The 21,916-nt window shown below is 61.4% G+C and carries 22 protein-coding genes; 18 read left to right on the forward strand and 4 right to left on the reverse strand.

Annotated elements, in window-relative coordinates; all coding sequences use genetic code 11:
- Positions 1–4 precede the first annotated feature (4 nt).
- The gene (tldD, locus tag FKV68_RS04780) at positions 5–1,420 is read left to right on the forward strand and encodes a metalloprotease TldD (RefSeq protein ID WP_180940387.1); all 1,416 of its coding nucleotides are present in this window, start codon (positions 5–7) and stop codon (positions 1,418–1,420) included.
- 34 nt (positions 1,421–1,454) lie between these two features.
- Positions 1,455–1,970, forward strand: a complete 516-nt coding sequence (locus tag FKV68_RS04785; RefSeq protein WP_180940388.1) for a GNAT family N-acetyltransferase — start codon at positions 1,455–1,457, stop codon at positions 1,968–1,970.
- Between the two features lie 20 nt (positions 1,971–1,990).
- Here FKV68_RS04785 and FKV68_RS04790 read toward each other — a convergent pair whose 3' ends face one another.
- Entirely contained in the window at positions 1,991–3,244 is a 1,254-nt protein-coding gene (locus FKV68_RS04790; protein ID WP_180940389.1) for a D-alanyl-D-alanine carboxypeptidase family protein, read from the reverse strand.
- Positions 3,245–3,443: 199 nt separating this feature from the next.
- On the opposite strand from FKV68_RS04790, the gene FKV68_RS04795 reads away from it, so the two are divergent.
- Positions 3,444–4,499: a polysaccharide deacetylase family protein gene (locus tag FKV68_RS04795; protein ID WP_180940390.1), complete on the forward strand. Its 1,056-nt coding sequence runs from the start codon at positions 3,444–3,446 to the stop codon at positions 4,497–4,499.
- Between the two features lie 12 nt (positions 4,500–4,511).
- Here the strand turns inward: FKV68_RS04795 and pdxH are convergent, their stop codons facing one another.
- On the reverse strand, positions 4,512–5,132 hold the full coding sequence (gene pdxH / locus FKV68_RS04800; RefSeq protein WP_180940391.1) for a pyridoxamine 5'-phosphate oxidase: 621 nt from the start codon (positions 5,130–5,132) through the stop codon (positions 4,512–4,514).
- Between the two features lie 141 nt (positions 5,133–5,273).
- Between pdxH and FKV68_RS04805 the strand changes: the two genes are divergently transcribed.
- From FKV68_RS04805 to FKV68_RS04820, 4 genes are all read left to right on the forward strand, one after another.
- Positions 5,274–5,726: an RT0821/Lpp0805 family surface protein gene (locus FKV68_RS04805; protein ID WP_180940392.1), complete on the forward strand. Its 453-nt coding sequence runs from the start codon at positions 5,274–5,276 to the stop codon at positions 5,724–5,726.
- Positions 5,727–5,931: 205 nt separating this feature from the next.
- Positions 5,932–6,990, forward strand: coding sequence for a DnaJ C-terminal domain-containing protein (locus FKV68_RS04810; protein WP_180940393.1), 1,059 nt, complete (start codon positions 5,932–5,934; stop codon positions 6,988–6,990).
- A 202-nt stretch (positions 6,991–7,192) separates the two neighbouring features.
- A complete protein-coding gene (fabI, locus tag FKV68_RS04815; protein ID WP_180940394.1) occupies positions 7,193–8,011 on the forward strand; it encodes an enoyl-ACP reductase FabI in 819 nt (272 codons plus the stop codon).
- Between the two features lie 53 nt (positions 8,012–8,064).
- Positions 8,065–8,649 carry a histidine phosphatase family protein gene (locus FKV68_RS04820; protein ID WP_180940395.1) on the forward strand — a complete coding sequence of 195 codons (585 nt, stop codon included), beginning with the start codon at positions 8,065–8,067 and terminating at the stop codon, positions 8,647–8,649.
- A gap of 121 nt (positions 8,650–8,770) precedes the next feature.
- On the opposite strand, the gene FKV68_RS04825 is transcribed toward FKV68_RS04820, so the two are convergent.
- Positions 8,771–9,031 carry a DUF1344 domain-containing protein gene (locus tag FKV68_RS04825; RefSeq protein WP_136507224.1) on the reverse strand — a complete coding sequence of 87 codons (261 nt, stop codon included), beginning with the start codon at positions 9,029–9,031 and terminating at the stop codon, positions 8,771–8,773.
- Positions 9,032–9,319: 288 nt separating this feature from the next.
- On the opposite strand from FKV68_RS04825, the gene FKV68_RS04830 reads away from it, so the two are divergent.
- From FKV68_RS04830 to ribB, 3 genes are all read left to right on the forward strand, one after another.
- The gene (locus tag FKV68_RS04830; protein WP_180940396.1) at positions 9,320–12,037 is read left to right on the forward strand and encodes a bifunctional diguanylate cyclase/phosphodiesterase; all 2,718 of its coding nucleotides are present in this window, start codon (positions 9,320–9,322) and stop codon (positions 12,035–12,037) included.
- Positions 12,038–12,153: 116 nt separating this feature from the next.
- Entirely contained in the window at positions 12,154–13,251 is a 1,098-nt protein-coding gene (aroC, locus tag FKV68_RS04835; RefSeq protein ID WP_180940397.1) for a chorismate synthase, read from the forward strand.
- Positions 13,252–13,267: 16 nt separating this feature from the next.
- Positions 13,268–14,368, forward strand: coding sequence for a 3,4-dihydroxy-2-butanone-4-phosphate synthase (ribB, locus tag FKV68_RS04840; RefSeq protein ID WP_180940398.1), 1,101 nt, complete (start codon positions 13,268–13,270; stop codon positions 14,366–14,368).
- A 72-nt stretch (positions 14,369–14,440) separates the two neighbouring features.
- On the opposite strand, the gene FKV68_RS04845 is transcribed toward ribB, so the two are convergent.
- Positions 14,441–14,995, reverse strand: coding sequence for an invasion associated locus B family protein (locus tag FKV68_RS04845; protein WP_425347586.1), 555 nt, complete (start codon positions 14,993–14,995; stop codon positions 14,441–14,443).
- Positions 14,996–15,323: 328 nt separating this feature from the next.
- Here FKV68_RS04845 and coxB point away from each other — a divergent pair, with 328 nt between their 5' ends.
- From coxB to FKV68_RS04885, 8 genes are all read left to right on the forward strand, one after another.
- Entirely contained in the window at positions 15,324–16,208 is an 885-nt protein-coding gene (gene coxB / locus FKV68_RS04850; protein ID WP_180940399.1) for a cytochrome c oxidase subunit II, read from the forward strand.
- Between the two features lie 20 nt (positions 16,209–16,228).
- Entirely contained in the window at positions 16,229–17,917 is a 1,689-nt protein-coding gene (gene ctaD, locus FKV68_RS04855) for a cytochrome c oxidase subunit I (protein ID WP_180940400.1), read from the forward strand.
- A gap of 98 nt (positions 17,918–18,015) precedes the next feature.
- Entirely contained in the window at positions 18,016–18,972 is a 957-nt protein-coding gene (locus FKV68_RS04860) for a heme o synthase (RefSeq protein ID WP_180940401.1), read from the forward strand.
- Complete coding sequence (locus tag FKV68_RS04865) at positions 18,972–19,112, forward strand: hypothetical protein (RefSeq protein WP_153442220.1); 141 nt, start codon at positions 18,972–18,974, stop codon at positions 19,110–19,112. Before FKV68_RS04860 ends, FKV68_RS04865 begins: the two co-directional genes overlap by 1 nt.
- 11 nt (positions 19,113–19,123) lie before the next feature.
- A complete protein-coding gene (locus FKV68_RS04870; protein WP_180940402.1) occupies positions 19,124–19,726 on the forward strand; it encodes a cytochrome c oxidase assembly protein in 603 nt (200 codons plus the stop codon).
- 64 nt (positions 19,727–19,790) lie between these two features.
- Positions 19,791–20,669 carry a cytochrome c oxidase subunit 3 gene (locus tag FKV68_RS04875; protein ID WP_180940403.1) on the forward strand — a complete coding sequence of 293 codons (879 nt, stop codon included), beginning with the start codon at positions 19,791–19,793 and terminating at the stop codon, positions 20,667–20,669.
- A 74-nt stretch (positions 20,670–20,743) separates the two neighbouring features.
- Positions 20,744–21,127: a DUF983 domain-containing protein gene (locus tag FKV68_RS04880; protein ID WP_180940404.1), complete on the forward strand. Its 384-nt coding sequence runs from the start codon at positions 20,744–20,746 to the stop codon at positions 21,125–21,127.
- A complete protein-coding gene (locus FKV68_RS04885; protein WP_180940405.1) occupies positions 21,120–21,896 on the forward strand; it encodes an SURF1 family protein in 777 nt (258 codons plus the stop codon). The genes FKV68_RS04880 and FKV68_RS04885 overlap by 8 nt, the downstream gene beginning before the upstream one ends.
- The last annotated feature ends 20 nt before the right edge of the window (positions 21,897–21,916 follow it).

The raw sequence follows: 21,916 nt of genomic DNA on the forward strand, positions 1-21,916 counted from the left end.
GACCATGAACACCGATCTGATAAGCCTCTTCGATACGGATGAGGCTACGGTCCGCAAGGTTCTGTCCGAGACGCTTTCCGGCGCAGATGACGGCGAGCTCTTTCTGGAGCACGCGCAAGCCGAGGTCCTGTCCTTTGATAACGGTCGCCTCAAGGGCGGCAGCTTCAACACCGACCAGGGTTTCGGCCTGCGTGCTGTCGCCGGTGAATCGGTCGGTTACGCGCATGCCGGCGAATTGTCGCTTGCCGCCCTGCGCAGGGCGGCGGACGCCGTTGGCCAGGTGACGCGCGGCTATGCCGGTTCTTATGCCGCGGCCCCGCAGCGCACCAACAAAAAACTCTACGGCGACGAAAATCCGATCGGCGAACCGAGCTTCGAGGCCAAGGTCGCCTTGCTTCAGGAGGTTGACGCCTATCTGCGCGCCAAGGATCCGAAGGTCAGGCAGGTGACGGCGTCGATCTCCGCCAGCTGGCAGGTGGTCGACATTCTGCGGGCCGACGGTCACCGCGTCCACGATGTGAGGCCAATGACCCGCATCAACTTCTCGGTCGTCGTTGGCGATGGCGATCGGCAGGAAACGGGTTCGTTCGGCGTCGGCGGACGGCGCGGGTTCGGTGACTTCGTCACGGAAGAGAACTGGAAGCGCGGTGCCGACGAAGCGTTGCGGCAGGCGCTCGTCAACCTCGAAGCAATCGATGCCCCGGCAGGCACGATGGACGTCGTGCTCGCCTCCGGCTGGCCCGGCGTCATGCTGCATGAAGCAGTCGGCCACGGGCTCGAGGGCGATTTCAATCGCAAGAAGACGTCCGCGTTTGCCGGGCTCCTGGGCGAGCAGGTGGCAGCCAAAGGGGTTACTGTCGTTGACGACGGCACCATCGAAGCGCGGCGCGGCTCGATCTCGGTCGACGATGAGGGCACCCCGTCAGGTTACAACGTGCTGATCGAGGACGGCAAACTGGTCGGTTATATGCAGGACCGGCAGAATGCACGGCTGATGGGCATGAAGGCCACCGGCAACGGCCGCCGGCAGGGCTATGCGCATGTGCCTATGCCCCGAATGACGAACACCTACATGCTTTCCGGCGATCGCACGTCCGAGGAGATCATCGCTTCGGTCAAGAGGGGCATCTACGCCGTTTCCTTCGGCGGAGGTCAGGTGGACATCACCTCCGGCAAGTTCGTGTTCGGCTGCACCGAAGCCTATTTGATCGAGAACGGTAAGGTCGGCGCACCTGTCAAGGGAGCAATGCTGATCGGCAATGGCCCGGATGCGATGAAGCGGGTGACGATGGTCGGCAACGACACGAAGCTCGATACCGGCATTGGCAATTGCGGCAAGGCCGGCCAGTGGGTGCCGGTCGGCGTCGGCCAGCCGCATCTCCGGATGGATCAGATCACCGTCGGCGGCACACAGGCGTAAGACGATGAGTCGATTGACGGAGGAATCCGACTCCATGACCGATGATGCACGTGGAGAGCTGGAAATCCGCCGCTTCGTAGCAGAGGACGAACAAGGCGTCATCGACGTCATTCTGCCGATCCAGCGCGAAGAATTCGGCATTGCAATCACCATCGGCGATCAACCGGATCTGCGCTCGATCGCCGACTTCTATCAGAGCGGGATCGGAGATTTCTGGGTTGCCACCGTCGGCGATCAGGTCGTCGGTACCCTTGGGCTCAAGGATATCGGCGCTTCTCAAGCGGCAATCCGCAAGATGTTCGTCGCTCCCGATTTCCGTGGCCGCAGCCATGGCGTGGCAGCACGCTTGCTCGAAAGCCTGCTTGCCCACGCCCAGCACCGGAAGATCGCAGCCCTCTTTCTCGGCACGACGGACAAGTTCCTCGCCGCGCATCGTTTTTATGAAAAGAACGGCTTTGCCGAGATCGCGAAGGATGATCTGCCCGCCGGCTTTCCGGTCATGAGCGTCGACACGAAATTCTACGTTCGACGACTTGCGTTCGCCGCATAGTGTTGCGGCTTACGTGCCGACTAACCGCGATCCGGTAGCAGCGTGCACTCGTAGGATCGCTTCTTCAGAATGGCGCAGGCGGAAGTGGCCGCCTCGCGGCTGGCGAAGCCGATGAAGCGTGCGCGATATTGCTTGGCGCTGCCGGTGCCGGACACTTCCGTATGAGGGGAGGCGCCGAGCAGGGCCGCGCCACCGGCCGACTGCGCTTCGACCAGAATCTTCCGGGCGCCTTCTGCCGTTGCGGCGGTAGAGATCTGAATTTGCCAGTGGCTGTTGGCGGTTGGTGCTACGCCTGCGCTGTCATCGACGGCTGTCGGGCGGTCCGACGGCATCGCTGGCGCGGTGGATGCCGCCGCAATGGCGAGGCCGCTTTCGCTCGTCCGGGTGGCATCGGTATAGGAGAGCCGGACGCCCGGCAGTCCAGCGACTTCAACGGCGCCCTGCGGACTCGTAGCCGCGACCGACCGGCCGCCGGCGGGCGCTGCCGCCCTGCCCAGATGCTGATCGAGCAGGGAAGCCATCTTGTCGTCCCGGCCCTTCGCCGACCGACCGCCAAGCACCACGCCGATGACACGACGATTGCCATCCCTGACGGCGCTCACAATGTTGTAGCCCGATGCATTGGTGTAGCCGGTCTTGATGCCGTCCATGCCTGCGTATCGATACATCAGATTGTTGTGACCGCGGATCGTCCGGCCGCGAAAGGTGAAACCTTGGGCAGCGAACATGCGATACTCCCCCGGGAAATCTCTCATGAGGGCAATGGCAAGCCGCGCCATGTCGCGCGCTGTCGTTACCTGCTCACGTGCCGGCAGACCGGAGGCGTTCACGAAGTACGTCCGCGTCATGCCGAGGCGACGCGCTTTTGCGGTCATCATCTGCGCAAAGGCGGCCTCCGAGCCTCCGAGCGCTTCGGCGACCGCTGCCGCCGCATCATTGGCGGAACGAACGATCATGCCGTAGACAGCCTCCTGAACTGTGATCGTATCGCCGGCTCTGACGCCGAGCTTGGTCGGCGGTTTGCGCGCGGCTGTCGGCGACATCACCAACGGCGTGCTCCAGCCGATCTTGCCCTGATGCAGCGCCTCGAACGTCAAATAGAGCGTCATCATCTTGGTCAGCGACGCCGGATGGTTGAGCGCGTCGGCATTCTCGGCAGCAAGAATCCGGCCTGTCCGCGCATCAAGAACGAGGGACGCGCTACCCGCTACCGCGTGCGCGGCGCCGAACACGAAAGCGGCGACCGCCACCAGGGCAAATCGGAAGCTCTTCATCGGATTTCCCCTCTCCAAAACTGCGCTTGTCAGGAACGATGTTTCGCTTTGTGACAGGGTAGCCGCTCTGTTGCAATATCGAGGCCATGAACGCTTCTCAAAAAGGCGGAACGTTTGCGGAACGCCCCGTGAAGTCAGCCAGATTCAGCAAGGCTTAACCGGCCGGCGCTAGTTTCCCCCTGGCAGGCAGGGGTACCGGATGAAGCAGGGCATCGCGCGGGTGGTGAGAAACCGAGTGAGGCGCGTCGCCATTGGCGGCGGGCTCGAAATCGCGCAACTGCTCGCGCGCTCGGGATTGATGACGGGCGCACGCGGATGCGGCGCGATCTTCACCCTGCATCATGTTCGTCCCAGGATTCCGCGCGCGTTTGACCCCAACGCTCACCTGGAAATTACGCCGACATTTCTCGAGGAAGCGATCCTGGCGCTGAAGCGTGACGGTTATCGCTTCGTCGCGTTGGAAGATCTGCCGGAAAGCCTGGTTCTCAACGATGCACGGCCGGTCGCTTGCTTCACGCTTGACGACGGCTACCGCAACAACCTCGAATATGCGTTGCCGGTTTTCGAGCAACACGGCGTGCCGTTCACTGTCTTCGTCACGGGCGGCTACGTCGACCGTACCCACACGCTGTGGTGGGAAACACTTGCCGACATGCTCTCGACCGCAAGTGCTTTCCGCTTCGATTTCGGCTCCGGAACGGAGACCATGAGGGCCGCCAGCGCCGCTGAAAAGCAGGCTGTATTCGACCGAGTCTCCACCTACGTTCGCCGTCACGACGAGGCGGGTGCCGTCGGCAAACTGAATGCGTTGGCGCGTGCCCAGGGCATTGATCCCCTTGCGATCACCACAGGCTTGACGCTCGACAAGGCGGGGCTACGCTCCCTGCTGCAAAGCCCGCTGGCAAGCCTCGGCGCGCATACGATCAGCCATCGCGCACTGGCGCGGCTGAGCGACGCCGAGGCGCAGCGCGAGATGTCGGAATCGGCCGCGTGCGTCGAGGCCATTGCCGGCCGCTGGCCGGCGACTTTCGCCTATCCCTATGGGGACAGGTATGCCGTCTCGGAGCGCGACCATCGTCTGGCCGAACGGCTGGGTTTCACGGCGGCGGTGACGACACAACCCGCCACGCTTTCAACCGGCACCGCTTCAAATCTCCACGCGCTGCCGCGAATCTCGCTCAACGGCCACTTCCAGAACCGCCGCCACGTCTCGGCACTTGCTTCCGGAATTCCCTTTCGGCTGATGGCGGGGTAATCCGTCGGTCTGTCACGGATACATCCGCACCTTTGCCCAGCCGCCCTCCGGTGTTTGGCGACGGAATTCCACCCGGTCATGCAGCCGGAAGGGCCGATCGTGCCAGAATTCGATCGAGGTAGGGCGGATGCGGAAGCCGGACCAGAATTCCGGGCGCGGGATTTCGCCGATGGCGTGGCGTGCCGTGTATTCGGCGACCGCCTTTTCAAGAGCAAAACGGCTTTCGAGCGGACGTGATTGCTTCGAGGCCCAGGCGCCGATGCGGCTGCCGCGCGGCCGGCTGCCGAAATATTCGTCCGCCTCTTCGTCGGAGACGATTTCGACCGGACCGCGGATCCGCACCTGTCGGCGCAGTGATTTCCAGTGGAAACACATCGCGGCTTTGCGGGCGGAAAGAATTTCACGGCCTTTCTGGCTCTCGAAATTTGTGTAGAAGACGAAACCGCGTTCATCGAATCCCTTGAGCAGCACCATGCGCACATTGGGCAGCCCATCCGGATCGACGGTCGCAAGCGCCAAGGCGTTCGGATCGTTGATCTCGTTCTCTTCGGCGTCCTTCAACCATGTGCCAAAAAGGGAAAAGGGTTCATTCGCTTCGGTGAAGTCACCGGTTGTTAACTCATTCGCGGTCATAGTGCCTTCCAATGACGTGATATCTGGCGCGGGAACGCCTCGGGATGAGCCCGGTCGGTGTTTCCGCATCGAAAAGTGTCAGAGCCTGCCTGTGGACTTCCTCGGAAAACGTGCAGCTCTTGCGAGTCTGACAGGATTGCCGTGCAAGACATAGCAAAGTCGATCGATGGCAAGAAGGGTTTTTCCTTCGCCTTGCTGCGCAGCGGAGTGCTTTGTATGGCACTTCTCACTCTGCCGGGGTGCATGGGCGCGGGCCTTGATCTCTTTGGCGGCCCAAGCGTCGATCATGTGTCAACGGGAACCGTACCGGTCGCGAAAACCGCGGACGGTCTCTCGGACGCCGTTGCCGTGCGCAACGCGGTTTCCTCCGCGGATATCAGTCAGGGTGGTGATAGCCCGATCCCGTGGGCAAACGCGACGTCCGGCAGTGCAGGCGTCATCAGTGCAATCCAGGAAGACCGTGCCAGCGGCATGCTCTGCCGGCACTTCACGACCACCCGTCACTCTTATGAAGGCATAGCGAAGTTCGACGGAAGCGCCTGCCAGCTCGGCAACGGCGAATGGCACCTGACGAGCTTCGGGCCGCAGGGCTGAAAATCCTCGATTAACCACGTTGTTTCAAAGCCGCGGAAAAGCATCGCGACCCGTTCGTTCGCGCCGGCCCCAGAACCGCCGGCTAACCTATATTTAGCAACTTCTCCAGATCATTGCCGGGAAAGGAAGTCGCAAGGCGCGGCCTTCTTATCGTGGTGAGATATGGCGAGCGAAGGCCGCCGATCGGAGAAGATGGTGACGAACCATGCGTGATCCCTATGCTATTCTCGGCGTGCGCCGCAATGCCGGCCAGGATGAGATCAAGGCGGCTTGGCGATCGGTCGCCAAGGCCGTGCATCCGGACCACAACCAGGAAGATCCTTCGGCGACACAGCGCTTTGCCGAGGCGGGCAGGGCGTATGAACTGTTGCGCGATCCAATCCTGAGAAGCCGTTACGATCGTGTTCGGCGTGAAGCCGAGCTGCGTCGCATGGAAGCGATGAAGCAGAAAATGCGTGGACCGGAGCCTGCAGAGCAGCCCGTCGACGCGGAAACGGCTGAAGAGGCCATCTCGCGCATCTTCGGTGTCGAACCGCAGGCTGCAGCATCTCCCTCGAAACCAAGAACAGCGTCTGCGCGGCCAGTCGAAAAGGGCGAGCTGCCGGCGGATATCGGCCCGGAGGCAACCGCGGATTCGAAACGGGAGGAAGCGCTCAAGTTCGAAGCAACGGCCTTCCGGCGCTCCGCAGCGCCGGCAGCGGACCTGGTCGCCGCGATCGTACGGCGAATTCGTGGCCGCACCGCAAAGACGGCCGAGAAAGTGCCGGATCTGGCGGTCGACGTTCATGTGAGCATCGAGCAGGTTGTCAATCGCGCCCGGATGTCCATCGAGCTTCCGGACGGCGAAACCGTAAAGCTCTCGATCCCGCCCGGCGCTACCGACGGCCAGACCATTCGACTGAGGGAACAGGGTTACCGGGTGACGGGCATGGCGCGCGGCGATGTCCTGGCGACATTGCGGATCAACCAGGAAGGGGCGTTCCGAACGCAAGGTCTCGATCTGGTGACCACCCTGCCGCTCGACCTTGAAGATGCCGTGCTCGGCTGCGACGCTGTCGTAGAAACGCCAAACGGGCCGGTTACGGTGACTGTTCCGGCCTGGTCCGGGTCGGACAAGGTGATCCGGGTTGCCGGTGCGGGGTTGCGCGGCACGGATGGAGAAGCCGGGGATCTGCTTGTCGAACTGCGACTGATGCTTCGCGAAAAGCCGGACGACAAGGTAACAGACCTGATGCGTTCCTTGCGCCATGGCCTTTATCTGTGACGGTTTTCTGACAAGCTGAACCAATATTACGGGGACTAACAGTTCCTGATCCGCGCCGCGCTTGAACCGTTTTAACGGCTATGCCATAGGCAAATGCTCGACAATTTGCCGCACCGCACAGGACCTTGTGCGGCGGCGTTGACATTCGTGAACTCTCGCACCGGCGGCGGCCGGTGCAGGCAGACAGTATTGGGGACATTCCATGGCTCAGGCATCGGGTCTGATGAATGGCAAGCGCGGCGTCATTATGGGCGTCGCAAACAACCGTTCGATCGCATGGGGCATCGCAAAGGCTTGCGCGGAAGCGGGTGCTGAAATCGCGCTGACCTGGCAGGGCGACGCACTGAAGAAGCGTGTCGAACCGTTGGCGCAGGAACTTGGCGCCTTCATGGCGGGCCATTGCGACGTGACCGACCTTGCATCGATTGATGCCGTCTTTTCAACTCTTGAAGAGAAGTGGGGCAAGATCGACTTCGTTGTGCATGCCATTGCCTTCTCCGACAAGGATGAACTGACGGGGCGCTACCTCGATACGAGCCGCGACAACTTCGCGCGTACGATGGATATTTCCGTCTACTCCTTCACGGCCGTCGCCGCACGCGCCGAGCGCGTCATGAACGACGGCGGCTCGATGCTGACGCTCACCTACTACGGTGCTGAGAAGGTGATGCCGCATTACAACGTCATGGGCGTTGCCAAGGCGGCGCTCGAGGCGAGCGTGCGTTACCTTGCTGTCGATGTCGGCAACCGCGGTATCCGCGTGAACGCGATCTCGGCCGGCCCGATCAAGACGCTCGCCGCGTCCGGCATCGGCGATTTCCGCTATATCCTCAAATGGAACGAGTACAATGCGCCGTTGAAGCGTACCGTCTCGATCGAGGAAGTCGGCAATTCGGCGCTCTATCTGCTCTCCGACCTGTCGAGCGGCGTGACTGGCGAAGTGCACCACGTCGATTCCGGTTACCATACGGTCGGCATGAAGGCTGTCGATGCACCGGACATTTCCGTTCTGAAGGACTGATTTTCCTTTTTTGATATGACGGCGGTGGTGACAGCTCGCCCGGAGTGAATGCTGTGCTCGTCTACATGGTTCGGCATGGACAAACGGATTGGAACGCCGAAAGCCGTCTTCAGGGACAAAAGGACATTCCCCTCAACGAAACCGGCCGCCGACAGGCGACCGGTAACGGTCTTTCACTGGCGGAGATCCTCGGGCGCGAATCGAGCAACTTCGATTTCGTCGCCAGCCCGCTCGGCCGCACACGCGAGACCATGGAGCGCATGCGATACGCCATGGGGCTCGATCCGCTTTCCTACCGTACTGACGACAGGCTGAAGGAAGTCTCTTTCGGCGACTGGGAAGGCCTCACCTTGCCCGAATTGAAGCGCCAGGTACCGCAGCGCATCGCCGAAAGACGCGTTGCCAAATGGGATTTCATCCCGCCCGGCCAGAATGCGGAAAGCTACGAAATTCTGTCTTGGCGCGTCGGCGCCTGGTTGAAGGACGCGACGCGCCCGACAGTCTGCGTTACGCATGGCGGCGTCATTCGCGTGTTGTTCAAGCTTCTCGGAGAAATGAGCGCGGACGAAGCGGCGGCATCGGCCATTCCGCAGGACCGGCTACTGAGGATCGCGGATGGCGCGATCGGCTGGATTTAGTCTAGGCAACCACTCCGACAGTCCGAGCGGGGCGGGGTTGCTGAGCGGGGCGGGGTTGCTGAAAGGCCCGCGCTTATGCGGGCCCCTTGCATGCTTCCTTCGATCCTATTCGAAGTCACGATTATTGGACGATTTCCAGGTCGTTGATGACGCGTTTGCCATCGACTTCGGTGTAGAAGACGAGAACCTTGACGCCTGCCTCGAGACCTTCGAAGTTGAACTCCTCGGGAGCCTGATAACTTTTGCCGTCATCCAGCGAGAGGCTCAGGCGCTCGGTGTCCACACTGGTGATCACCGCCTCCACGTCAGCGCTTTCAGCATGCGCGGAAAGCGGCGAAAGCAAACCTGCAGTGGCCATGAGTGCGGCAATGACAAATCGCATCCCTCTTGCCCTCCTCAATGATTCTGCGAATATTCTTGTCATCACCATTTGATCCCCGATTGTGGCAAAAGTTGCCTAATACCGTTGCTTTAGCGCAACTGTCGGAAGGTTTAGGACAGTGCGGCCGGTGATCGGAGAGTGGACGGCGTTGTGGGCAATTTCAAGCCGACGAGGCTGGTCGGCTGCCCGGAGGACGGCCGTTGTCACCACGTTTTCCAATGAAATTTTTGCGAAAGCCTATCTTAAGACTCCAAGGCTACCGTGCGCCCGGGGATTGGGGAAAGACAATTGAAGATTATCGTCGCTCTGCGCCGCCGCATTCGTGCGATTGCCAATTTTGCGAAGCCGTCGCTCATTCCGGCGCTGATTGCGGGCGCCGTGGTCTTCCTCGGCGGCAATATCTATGAGCGCCAGCACCGCGAGAACTTTCGCAAAGACCTCAAGATCGATGTCGAAAACGAATTGAACCTGATTGCGGGCCGTTTCCGCGCGGAATTCAACACCAATATCGCCGCGCTCAATGGACTGGCGAACGGGATCGCCGTCCAACTGGAAATGAAGGAAAGCGATTTCAGCAAACTGGCATCGAAACTGCTCCTGCAAAATCCCCAACTCGTTCGTGTTTCTGCGGCGCCGGCGGGCATCGTCACTGTGACTGTCTCACAGGAGCGCCAACAATCCTTCGTCGGCACGGACTTCGGCAGGTTCCGGGCAATGCGGGGGGCGCTCGACCGTGCAGCCTTGACGACGAAGCCTGTGGTCGTCGGACCGGTGCGCCTGCCAAGCAGCCGCAATGGCTTCGAGATTTTTGTGCCGGTCTCCTCCAATGCCGACGGCCGAACCGCGTTCTGGGGCTTCGTTGAGGCCGTCCTTGATGAAGAGGCGCTCTATCGGTCGGCGCGCCTCAATGAGGAAAGGATGGAAATGCGCGAGGCAGGCGGCCGCGACCATCGGCATGTGCCTATTCATCTTGCCATTCGCGACGTTTCGGTGAGCGACAACGTTCTGGAACCGTTTCTCGACGAGACTGGGGTGTTCCTGAACTCACCGGTCCTCCGGGAGCTGATCCTGCCCGGTGGCGTGTGGGAATTAGCCGCTACTCCCGTCGCCGGCTGGGCGCAGGAACCGGCGAACAGCGGTGAGATCAGGCTTGCGACCATCGCCGCAGTCGTGGTCGTCGTCGTGCCTATTTTTCTCGCCGGTGGTCTCGTCAACGAGCGCCAGCGAAACATCGCCAAGCTCAAGGCGCGCGAAAGCGAGGTGATGGCCTTGTCCCATCGTCTCAACCTGGCTCTGGATGCGTCGAAGATCGGAATCTGGGAGATCGACATTGCCACCCAGGAAAGGTCCTGGGACGACCGGATGTTCCATCTGCATGGGCTGGTCCGCACCGGCGGAGATCCAACTCATGAGGAATGGCGTGCGACTGTGCACCCCGACGACATCGCCGCTGCCTCCATCGCCTTGTTCCGTAGCCTGGACGAAGGGCTTGAGCATCGCTCACAATACCGCGTTGTGATGGCGGATGGCTCCATCCGTCACGTCCGCCATGTGGGCTCGGCCCATGAGGGAGCCGACGCCCGCGCGAAAATCACCGGGATAAGCTGGGACGTCACCGACGACGTGCTGATGACCGAGCAGCTTAGGGCGGCCAAGGCGACTGCCGATATGAAGAATGCCGAACTCGCCGATGCAAAGGATCGCATCGAGCACAATGCCCTGCATGATCCGCTGACGGGACTCGGCAACCGGCGGATGCTCGACAAGGCGCTCGATCGGCTCTTCGCGGCGAATGCCGTAAAGTCGGAGGGCATCGCCATCCTCCATATCGATCTCGACCGCTTCAAGCAGATCAACGACACGCTCGGACACGCAGCCGGTGACGCCATGCTCGTTCATGCTTCCGAGATCCTGCGCTCGAGCATCTCGCCAGATGACATCGTCGCCCGCATCGGCGGAGACGAATTCGTTGTGGTGATTTCGGGAGCACCGGACGACAGGGCGCTGGCCGCGCTGTGCGACCACATCATCGCCCAGATGCGCCAGCCGGTCGACTATGACGGGTTTCCCTGTCGCTTCGGCGTCAGCATTGGCGTTGCGGTGGCGCATCGCTCCACGGCGGATGCGCGCAAGTTGCTCGTCAATGCCGACATCGCGCTCTATCGAGCCAAGGAAAGTGGACGCAACCGCTATCAGTTCTTCACGCAGGCGTTGGAGGCCGAAGTGGTGACCAACAAGCGCATCGCCGATGAAATCCTGGAAGGGATCGAACGCGACGAATTCGTGCCGTGGTACCAGCCGCAGTTCGACGCCTCGACGCTCGTATTGTCCGGTGTCGAGGCGCTGATCCGTTGGCAGCATCCCCGCGAGGGAATCCTGACGCCGGACCGGTTCCTGAGGATCGCCGAAGAGTTGAACGTGACAGCGACGCTCGATCGGCTGGTCCTGCAAAAGGCTCTCGCCGACCGGATGCGCTGGGCCTCGGCCGGTCTCCATGTGCCGAAGATTTCCGTGAACGTCTCTGCCAAGCGCCTGCAGGAAAAGGATCTGCTCGCCTCGCTCAAGGGGCTGAGCATCATGCCCGGCCAGATTTCGTTCGAACTGGTCGAGTCGATCTTCCTCGACGAAAGCGACGATGTCGTCACAGCCAATATCGACGGGATCAAGAAACTTGGTATCGACATCGAGATCGACGATTTCGGTACCGGGCACACCTCGATCGTCAGCCTTTTGAAGATCAAGCCGAAGCGCTTGAAGATCGATCGCCAGCTGGTGGCGCCGGTGCTCGGCGCCCGAACAGAGCAGGCGCTCGTGCGCTCGATCATCGACATCGGCCGTTCGCTTGGCATCGAAACCGTCGCCGAAGGCGTCGAAACCATGGCGCATGCGGAAATGCTCGGCATTCTCGGTTGCGACCTTCTGCAGGGCTACGCCTTTTCCAGGCCGTTGAGCAGCGAAGGCTTTTTTGCCTTCGCGACGGATCGCGGAATCCGCCTCGCCTCCTGATCGAATTATCGACAAAGACCGACCGAGCTGCAGAAAGTCTTTTCCCTTTGACGGCTTTCCACTAAGAGAGGGCGCGCGTCTGTTTTTGCGCGCGGTTGTCAGCGTTCGGTGTCGTCATGTCGCACAATAGCTTCGGTCACCTCTTCCGCGTCACCACCTGGGGCGAAAGCCATGGGCCGGCGCTCGGCTGCGTTGTCGACGGATGCCCGCCCGGCATTCGCTTCACGCTCGCCGAAATCCAGGCCTGGCTCGACAAGCGCAAGCCCGGGCAATCCCGTTTCGTGACCCAGCGCCGCGAGGACGATCTGGTCAAGATCCTCTCCGGCGTGATGTTCGGCGACGACGGCGAGACGATGATCTCGACCGGTACGCCGATCTCGATGATGATCGAGAACACCGACCAGCGCTCGAAGGACTATTCCGAGATCGCCAAGCGTTACCGCCCCGGCCACGCGGATTACACCTATGACGTCAAATACGGCATTCGTGATTATCGCGGCGGCGGACGCTCTTCGGCGCGGGAAACAGCGGCCCGCGTTGCCGCCGGCGGCATCGCTCGAAAAGTCGTACCCGGCCTGGTCGTGCGCGGGGCGCTCGTCCAGATCGGCAAGCACAGGATTAATCGTGCCAACTGGGATTGGGCGGAGGTGAACAACAACCCGTTCTTCGCCCCCGACCCGGCGATCGTTCCCGTCTGGGAAGAATATCTCGACGGCATCCGCAAGGCCGGTTCATCGATCGGTGCAGTCGTTGAGGTGGTTGCCGAGGGCGTGCCTGCGGGTATCGGCGCGCCGATCTACGGCAAGCTCGATCAGGACATCGCTGCGAACCTGATGTCGATCAATGCGGTCAAGGGCGTGGAGATCGGCAACGGTTTTGCCGCCGCCGAGATCAGTGGCGAGGAGAACGCCGACGAGATGCGGATGGGGCCTGGCGGCAAGCCGGTTTTTCTTTCCAACAATGCGGGCGGCATCTTGGGCGGTATCGCTACGGGTCAGCCAGTTGTTGCACGCTTCGCGATCAAGCCGACGTCATCCATCCTGACCGAACGGCGCTCGATCGACAGCGACGGCAACGAGGTGGACGTGCGCACCAAGGGCCGCCACGATCCGTGCGTCGGGATCCGGGCCGTGCCGATCGGCGAGGCGATGCTCGCCTGCACCATCGCCGACCATTACCTGCGCGACCGGGGCCAGACCGGGCGGTTGAAGTAGTTTCGGGAGGATCCTGATGTCCTATGACCAGAAGCGCGTCGTCGACGCCATTCGCGCCTTCGAGGCTGGCGAGATCGTCGTCGTCACCGATGACGGCGGCCGCGAGAACGAGGGCGACCTGATTGTCGCAGCTGTGCATTGCACACCCGAAAAGATGGCCTTTATCGTCCGCCACACCTCAGGCATCGTCTGTGCGCCGATGCCGCGCGAGGAGGCAAAACGCCTCAATCTGAACGCGATGGTGGCGGAGAACGATTCCGCCCATACGACCGCATTCACCGTTTCGGTCGATTTCAGGCACGGAACCACGACCGGCATCTCGGCCGACGACCGGACGCTGACCGTTCGCAACCTTGCCAATCCGAACATCGGATCGGCCGATTTCGTCCGTCCGGGCCATATCTTCCCGCTGGTGGCGCGCGAGGGTGGTGTGCTGATGCGTTCGGGCCATACCGAGGCGGCCGTGGACCTCTGCAAGCTCGCGAGCCTCCCGCCGGTCGGCGTCATCAGCGAGCTCGTCAACGACGACGGCACCGTGATGCGCGGCCCGCAGGTCGAAAGCTTCGCCGAGACTCACGGCCTGAAACAGGTCTCGGTCGCGGATCTGATCGCCTACCGCCAGCGCAAGGAGACGCTGATCGAGCAGGGCAATTGCTTCCAGATTGATACGCCTTACGGCAAGGCGAAGGGTCACACCTATTCGCTGCCGTGGGATCCGATGCAGCATCTTGCCGTCGTCTTCGGCGACATTCGCGACGGCGTCGACATCCCCGTTCGTCTGCACCTTGAGAATGTTGGCGCGGATGTCTTCGGCGGTGACCGTCAGATCGACGCGATCATGAAACGCATCGCCGGAGAGGGAAGGGGCGTCATCGTCTATCTGCGCGAGGGTTCTGTGGGCGTCGGTGTTTCGCAAACAGCGCGGAAGGGCAAGCATGATCGCGAGGAGCATTCGGAAGCCCAGGCCCGCGAAAGCGAATGGCTGGAAATCGGTCTCGGCGCACAGATCCTGAAGGATCTCGGCATTACGTCGATCCGCCTCATTTCCTCGCGCGAGCGCCACTACGTCGGCCTCGAGGGGTTCGGCATCAAGATTGCCGCCACCGAGATCCTGTAAGTAGCGGTCCTTGCGTACCACAAGAAAAAGCCGCGCTCGAAGCGCGGCTTTCCAATGTCAGTATCCTGCAAATTAGGGGAGGGCGTCGTAGCCCTCGCCGAAGCCCTTGAGGTCGACCGGGATGCCGATACCTTCTTCTGGCGATTGGAAGACAATGAAGGTCGCGGTCGCACCGGCGCGGAAAGTCTTCAGGAGCTCGTCTTCCAGCACCACTTCGGCATAGCATCCGTCGGAGAAGCAGCGCACGAAATAGGCGCGACCGATATCCTTGCCATCGACGTTGAGACCAAGGCCGTTCGGCAGAAGCACGCCGAGCGGTGCGAGAACGCGCAGGATCTTCGCCTTGCGGTCGGCGGTCTTCAGTACCACGACCGAAAGCCCGACTTCCGGCCTGTCCTCGGCGATGACGTTCTGCATCAGCGCGCATTGCTCAGCCGAGGCGCCCGCCGGCTGATCGCAAACGATCGACCAGGCGCCGTGGTTTGACTTCACCGTTCCTGGCGTTGCGCCGGATTGCTGGGCCATGCTTGCGGTGGGGAAGACGAGGGTGGCAATTCCGAGCGCGGCCAGAACCGGCAGCCGGGAGAAGAGGGACAGGCCCATGTAAACCTCAAAACGTCGAATCATCAGGGCTATTCTTGATGCGCGCGAAGATAAATGAAAAGCCCTGCGTGCTACATTCCAGCGCCATATGGCGGAAATTGGGCCCCATCGGGGGAAGCCTGGAACGCAAATAATAGATTGGCAGTCGCGCGGACCACGATACGCCTAACGCAATTCGCAGGCGGGCGCGAGGGGTTGCCTGTGAGAAAAGCCGCCTTGTGCAAAAATGCCGCACGGGGTTGATTGGACAGATGTTGCGGCGCTGGTCAAACTGTGGTTTGAAGCGCTGCAGTATCGCAGGGATTCTGCGGTTTCGGTTTGATCCTGATCAAGCGCATTGGGGAGACACATTGTGAAAAACAAGGCTTATGCAGTTCTGGCAGCGCTTGCCTGTCTGCTTTTTGCTTCGAGCGCCTTTGCTGACAAGCCTGTCGAATGGCAGACGCGTCTTCAGACGGCCGCTACGGGCATCATGGAAGAAATCACGTGGTTTGAACAATATACCCTGTGGTTCATCATTCCGATCACGCTTCTGGTTCTCCTCCTGCTGATTGTCGTCGTGGTAAGATTCCGTGAGGGTGCCAACCCGGTTCCTTCCAGGACCAGCCACAACACTCTGATCGAAGTCATTTGGACCGTCGGTCCGGTTATCGTTCTGCTTTTCCTCGCCATTCCGTCCTTCCAGCTTCTGACGGCGCAGCTGACGCCGCCGCAGAACCCGGACCTGACGGTCAAGGCGACCGGCAACCAGTGGTACTGGTCTTATGAATACGAGGTTGGTGAAAATCCGCTTTCCTTCGACAGTCTGCTGATGAAGGAAGAGGATCGCGCAAGCCTCGGCAAGGAAGACAAGGCTCAGTATCCGCGCCTTCTCGCCGTCGACAACGAAGTGGTCGTGCCCGTCGGCAAGACCGTCCGCATGCTCGTGACCGCGGCCGACGTTATCCATGCCTTTGCAATGCCGGCTTTTGGTGTGAAGATCGACGCCGTTCCCGGCCGTCTCAACGAAACCTGGTTCAAGGCCGACCGCGAAGGCCTTTATTACGGCCAGTGTTCCGAGCTCTGCGGCAAGGATCACGCCTTTATGCCGATCGCCATCCGCGTAGTCGCGCAGGACAAGTACGACGCATGGCTCGCGGCGGCCGCAACCAATCTCGGCGAAGCGAACAAGGCGCTCATGGCGTCCATCGACGGCGCGGCCAAGACCGTTGACGTCGCCGCAAACGCCGCACAGTAATCGGAAGGGGAGCTCGACCCATGGCTGGAACAGCCGTTCATCACGACCACCGGCATGATCACTCCGATCATGGCCATGCAGACCATGCGCACAAGCCGCTGAGCTTCTTCCAGCGCTGGTTCCTGTCGACCAACCATAAGGACATCGGTACGCTCTACCTGCTGTTCGCGATCTTCGCCGGCCTCATCGGCGGCACGCTGTCGGTCTTCATGCGCGCCGAGCTGCAGGAACCCGGCATCCAGATCTTCCACGGCCTGGCCCAGATGGTCTACGGCTTCGAAGGTGATGCTGCCATCGACGGCGGCAAGCACATGTTCAACGTGTTCACGACCGCGCACGCCCTGATCATGATCTTCTTCATGGTCATGCCGGCGCTCATCGGCGGCTTCGCCAACTGGATGGTGCCAATCATGATCGGCGCGCCGGACATGGCCTTCCCGCGCATGAACAACATCTCGTTCTGGCTGCTCGTGCCGGCATTCCTGCTCGTGTTCCTTTCGATGTTCGTCGAAGGTCCGGCGGGTGCCTACGGCGCCGGCGGCGGCTGGACGATCTATCCGCCGTTCTCGACCGCCGGCATGCCCGGGCCGGCTATGGATCTCGCGATCCTCGGCCTTCATATCGCCGGTGCGTCGTCGATCCTCGGTGCGATCAACTTCATCACGACGATCCTCAACATGCGCGCTCCGGGCATGACGCTGCACAAGATGCCGCTCTTTGCGTGGTCGGTCCTGATCACCGCCTTCCTGCTCCTGCTCTCGCTGCCGGTGCTCGCAGGCGGCATCACCATGCTGCTCACCGACCGCAACTTCGGAACGGCCTTCTTTGCACCGGAAGGCGGCGGTGACCCGATCCTGTTCCAGCACCTGTTCTGGTTCTTCGGTCACCCGGAAGTGTACATCCTGATTCTGCCGGGCTTCGGCATTGTCAGCCACATCGTTTCGACCTTCTCGCGCAAGCCGATCTTCGGTTATCTCGGCATGGCCTATGCCATGGTCGCGATCGGCGCGGTCGGCTTCATCGTGTGGGCGCACCACATGTATACGGTCGGCATGTCGCTCGACACGCAGCGTTACTTCGTTTTCGCGACGATGGTCATCGCGGTTCCGACCGGCGTGAAGATCTTCTCCTGGATTGCGACGATGTGGGGCGGCTCGATCCGCTTCTCGACGCCGATGGTCTGGGCGATCGGCTTCATCTTTCTCTTTACCGTCGGTGGCGTTACGGGCGTTCAGCTCGCCAATGCCGGTCTCGACCGTGCGCTGCATGACACCTACTACGTGGTTGCTCACTTCCACTACGTTCTGTCGCTCGGCGCCGTCTTCGCGATCTTCGCTGCCTGGTACTACTGGTTCCCGAAGATGACCGGCTACATGTATTCGGAATTCATCGGCAAGCTGCATTTCTGGGTCATGTTCATCGGCGTGAACCTGATCTTCTTCCCGCAGCACTTCCTCGGCCTCGCCGGCATGCCGCGCCGCTACATCGACTATCCGGATGCCTACGCCGGCTGGAACATGGTGTCGTCCTACGGCTCCTACATCGCTGCCGTCGGCGTGCTCATCTTCCTCTTCGGTGTCGCTGAAGCCTTTGCGCGCAAGCGCGTTGCCGGCGACAATCCGTGGGGCGAAGGTGCCAACACGCTCGAATGGCAGCTTTCGTCGCCGCCGCCGTTCCACCAGTGGGAACAGCTCCCGCGGATCAAGTGACGGGGAACGAACAGAAGCCGCCGGTTCCGGCGGCTTCACACCGCCGGCCTGCCGGCAGAATGCGGCTGCCATGGTCGCAGCAATTTCAAGGACGAGACATGACGCTCATCGACAATCACGAAGCAGTCGGCATGGAAGGCGTACCGCGCCTGTCCGAGGCCTCTGCGCGCGATTACTTCGAGCTCCTGAAGCCGCGCGTCATGTCTCTTGTCGTCTTTACCGCCTTTGCAGGGCTCGTCCTTGCGCCGGGACAAATTAATCCCTTTATCGGCTTCATCGCCATCCTGTGCATTGCCGTCGGTGCCGGCGCCTCCGGTGCGCTGAACATGTGGTACGACGCCGATATCGACGCCGTGATGAGCCGTACCGCCAAGCGTCCGATCCCCGCCGGCAAGATCCTGCCTGAGGAGGCGCTCGCCTTCGGGCTGACGCTGTCGGCGTTTTCCGTGATCATCCTCGGGCTCGCCGTCAATTGGCTCGCAGCCGGGTTGCTCGCCTTCACGATTTTCTTCTACGCCGTGATCTACACCATGTGGCTGAAGCGCTCGACGCCGCAGAACATCGTTATCGGCGGCGCGGCGGGAGCCTTCCCGCCGATGATTGGTTGGGCCTGTGTGACCGGCGGCGTGTCGATCGAAAGCATCGTGCTTTTTCTCATCACCTTCCTCTGGACGCCGGCTCATTTCTGGGCGCTGGCCCTGTTCAAGATGCGTGACTATGGTGCCGTCGGCGTGCCGATGATGCCCAACGTCTGCGGCGAGGCGACGACGAAGAAACAGATCGTCATCTACGCCGTCTTGACCGCGATCACCGGTATCTGTCCCGCCGTCCTCGGCTTCGCGAGCCTTGGCTATGGCGCGTTTGCCACGGCCATGGGTCTCGGCTTCGTTTGGTATTCCATCGGAGTTCTGCGCATGCCGGAGGGAGACGAGAAAATGGTGCCAGCCAAGAAACTCTTCGCCTTTTCGATCGCCTATCTATTCGCGATCTTCTCGGCCCTGGTGGTCGACTACGTGATCGCGCAGATCTGGCTCAACGCCGGAGGTATCGTCTAATGGAAACCGTCAAGCTCAGTGAGGCACAGCGCAAGTCGCGCCGCAGCCGCAACATCGCCCTTGGTCTCGTGCTCGCCGGCCTCGTTGCCCTTTTCTACGTCGTCACGCTGATAAAGTTCGGCAACGGCATGGTCCATTGAGTACGCCGCGTATGACCAACACCCCGCAATCGACCCGGAAAGAGCGCGCAAACGGCCTGATCGTCGGCACCTGCATTGCTTTCGTGGCAGGCATGGTCGGCATGGCCTATGCCGCAGTGCCGCTCTACGACATGTTCTGCCGGGTGACGGGCTATAACGGCACGACGCAGCGGGTCGAGCAGGCCTCGGACGTCATCCTCGACGAGAAGGTCAAGATTACCTTCGACGCCAATACGTCCGGCCTACCGTGGGAATTCAAGCCCGTCCAGCGCGACATCGACGTCAGGATCGGCGAGACCGTGCAGGTCAGCTATCGGGCGAAGAATCTATCGTCGAAGCCGACGACCGGCCAGGCGACCTTCAACGTGACGCCAATGGCGGCAGGCGCCTATTTCAACAAGGTGCAGTGCTTCTGCTTCACGGAAACAACCCTTCAGCCGGGCGAAGAGATGGAGATGCCGGTCGTCTTCTTCGTCGATCCGGAGATCGTCAAGACGGTCGAAACCAAGGGCATCAAGACACTTACGCTGTCCTACACCTTCTACCCGCGCGAGCCGTCCAAGCCGCTCGCCGAAGTGAAGGCTAAGGCGGGGGAAGCTCAGAACAAACTTTGACAGAGACCCCGTTTCGGCTATGCCGGGCGGGCGACAAGAGAAAGACCTATCGGGGATTACTGACATGGCCGATGCGCATCAGAAGAATCACGACTACCACATCATAGACCCGAGCCCGTGGCCGCTGCTCGCCTCCATCGGCGCCTTCGTCATGGCTTTGGGCGGCGTTGGCTTCATGCGCTTTGTGGCCGGTGGTTCGTTCAAGCTGTTCGGAGCTGAGCTTGCCACTCCCTGGGTCTTCTTCATCGGCCTGGCGCTGGTGCTCTACACCATGTTCGGCTGGTGGTCGGACACGATCAAGGAAGCCCATGAGGGACATCATACCCGCGTCGTGTCGCTGCACCTGCGCTATGGCATGATCATGTTCATCGCCTCGGAGGTGATGTTCTTCGTAGCCTGGTTCTGGGCCTTCTTCGATGCAAGCCTCTTCCCGGGCGAAGCGATCCAGGCCGCGCGCGCGACCTACACCGGCGGCGTCTGGCCACCGAAGGGCATTGAGGTCCTCGATCCCTGGCACCTGCCGCTCTACAACACTGTCATCCTGCTTTTGTCCGGCACGACCGTTACCTGGGCACACCACGCGCTGCTGCACGATGACCGCAAGGGTCTGGTCTACGGCCTGACGCTGACGGTTCTGCTCGGTGTCCTGTTCTCCAGCGTCCAGGCTTACGAATATGCGCACGCGCCGTTCGCCTTCCGGGACTCGATTTATGGCGCAACCTTCTTCATGGCGACCGGCTTCCACGGTTTCCACGTTCTGATCGGCACGATCTTCCTGCTGGTCTGCCTGTTGCGGGCGATACGCGGCGACTTTACCCCGAAGCAGCATTTCGGCCTTGAGGCGGCTGCCTGGTACTGGCACTTCGTTGACGTCGTCTGGCTGTTCCTCTTCTTCTCCATCTATATCTGGGGCAGCTGGGGTGCGCCGATCGCGCACGGCTAACAGGCCGTCGACGGTGTACTGAATTCGGGGCGGCCTGCGGAAATGCGGCCGCCCCTTGCATTTGGAGGTGAGCAATGACTGACGACAAGGCGCTCTATCCGCCGGTCGACCCGATCTTGACCGGCATCAAGGGGCACTGCCCGCGCTGCGGCCAGGGTCAACTCTTCGATGGGTTCCTGAAACTGCGCCCGGGATGCAGCAATTGCGAACTCGACTATCGCTTCGCCGATTCCGGCGACGGACCTGTTGTCTTCGTCATCCTGATCGTCGGCTTCATCGTCGTCGGCGCGGCGCTGTGGATGGAGGTCAACATCAATCCGCCGCTTTGGCTGCATTTCCTGCTCTGGATACCGCTGGCGACGGTCCTCAGCCTCGTTCTGACGCGGATGCTGAAGGGCGTCTTGATCAACGTGCAATACCGCAACAGCGCGCGTCCGGGTGAGATCGATCATGGTTGAGGCGCGCAAGCCGGCAGCGCGCGGCCGCCTCGGCAAGATCGCTGGCTTTTTCCTGGTGATTGCGGCCCTTGGCGTGCTTGTGTCGCTCGGCACATGGCAGATGCAGCGGCTTCAGTGGAAGGAAACACTGCTGGCTGCGATCGCCGAGCGGCGCACGGCGCCCCCGGTATCGCTAGAGGAAATCGAGGCAATGGCCGCCGCCGGCGACGACATCGACTACCGCACTGTCCGGGTGGCGGGAACCTACGATCACGGCAAGGAGCGGCATTTCTTCGCCACCCACGAGGGCCGCACCGGCTACTATGTCTTCACCCCGCTGATGCTCGCAGGCGGCCGCGCCCTCTTCGTCAACCGCGGCTTCGTGCCGTTCGAGAAGAAGGACGCGTCGACTCGCCCCGAAGGGCAGGTCGCCGGAACGGTGACCGTGAACGGCCTTGCCCGCCCGAGACTTTCGGAAAAGCCTTCCTCTCTCGTTCCCGACAACGACATCGCCAAGAACATCTTCTACTGGAAGGACCTCGACGCAATGGCGGGATCGGCCGGCATAGCGACCGATCGTGTCGTTCCCTTCTTCGTGGACGCCGATGCCTCTGCAAATCCCGGCGGCCTGCCGATCGGCGGCGTCACGCAATTCGACCTGCCCAACAACCATCTGCAATATGCTCTTACATGGTACGGCCTAGCGGCCGCGCTGGTGGCGGTGAGCGGTGTTTACCTCTATCGCCGCAGGCGGCAACCCACGCAGGAAAATTCGGTTTCCGACGTCTGACCGCGGATATGAGGCGCATG

This window comes from Sinorhizobium mexicanum, assembly GCF_013488225.1.
GTDB classification, from domain to species: Bacteria; Pseudomonadota; Alphaproteobacteria; order Rhizobiales; family Rhizobiaceae; genus Sinorhizobium; species Sinorhizobium mexicanum.

Excerpts from the sequence above, each read along its gene's own strand:
- FKV68_RS04810 (WP_180940393.1), top strand. The coding sequence starts at position 5,932 with ATGCGTGATCCCTATGCTATTCTCGGCGTGCGCCGCAATGCCGGCCAG.
- FKV68_RS04860 (WP_180940401.1), top strand. The coding sequence starts at position 18,016 with ATGACGCTCATCGACAATCACGAAGCAGTCGGCATGGAAGGCGTACCG.
- FKV68_RS04790 (WP_180940389.1), bottom strand. The coding sequence starts at position 3,244 with ATGAAGAGCTTCCGATTTGCCCTGGTGGCGGTCGCCGCTTTCGTGTTC.
- FKV68_RS04870 (WP_180940402.1), top strand. The coding sequence starts at position 19,124 with ATGACCAACACCCCGCAATCGACCCGGAAAGAGCGCGCAAACGGCCTG.
- FKV68_RS04785 (WP_180940388.1), top strand. The coding sequence starts at position 1,455 with ATGACCGATGATGCACGTGGAGAGCTGGAAATCCGCCGCTTCGTAGCA.
- ctaD (WP_180940400.1), top strand. The coding sequence starts at position 16,229 with ATGGCTGGAACAGCCGTTCATCACGACCACCGGCATGATCACTCCGAT.
- FKV68_RS04865 (WP_153442220.1), top strand. The coding sequence starts at position 18,972 with ATGGAAACCGTCAAGCTCAGTGAGGCACAGCGCAAGTCGCGCCGCAGC.
- tldD (WP_180940387.1), top strand. The coding sequence starts at position 5 with ATGAACACCGATCTGATAAGCCTCTTCGATACGGATGAGGCTACGGTC.
- pdxH (WP_180940391.1), bottom strand. The coding sequence starts at position 5,132 with ATGACCGCGAATGAGTTAACAACCGGTGACTTCACCGAAGCGAATGAA.
- fabI (WP_180940394.1), top strand. The coding sequence starts at position 7,193 with ATGGCTCAGGCATCGGGTCTGATGAATGGCAAGCGCGGCGTCATTATG.
- ribB (WP_180940398.1), top strand. The coding sequence starts at position 13,268 with ATGTCCTATGACCAGAAGCGCGTCGTCGACGCCATTCGCGCCTTCGAG.
- FKV68_RS04880 (WP_180940404.1), top strand. The coding sequence starts at position 20,744 with ATGACTGACGACAAGGCGCTCTATCCGCCGGTCGACCCGATCTTGACC.
- aroC (WP_180940397.1), top strand. The coding sequence starts at position 12,154 with ATGTCGCACAATAGCTTCGGTCACCTCTTCCGCGTCACCACCTGGGGC.
- FKV68_RS04825 (WP_136507224.1), bottom strand. The coding sequence starts at position 9,031 with ATGCGATTTGTCATTGCCGCACTCATGGCCACTGCAGGTTTGCTTTCG.
- FKV68_RS04885 (WP_180940405.1), top strand. The coding sequence starts at position 21,120 with ATGGTTGAGGCGCGCAAGCCGGCAGCGCGCGGCCGCCTCGGCAAGATC.
- FKV68_RS04845 (WP_425347586.1), bottom strand. The coding sequence starts at position 14,995 with ATGATTCGACGTTTTGAGGTTTACATGGGCCTGTCCCTCTTCTCCCGG.
- FKV68_RS04795 (WP_180940390.1), top strand. The coding sequence starts at position 3,444 with ATGAAGCAGGGCATCGCGCGGGTGGTGAGAAACCGAGTGAGGCGCGTC.
- FKV68_RS04875 (WP_180940403.1), top strand. The coding sequence starts at position 19,791 with ATGGCCGATGCGCATCAGAAGAATCACGACTACCACATCATAGACCCG.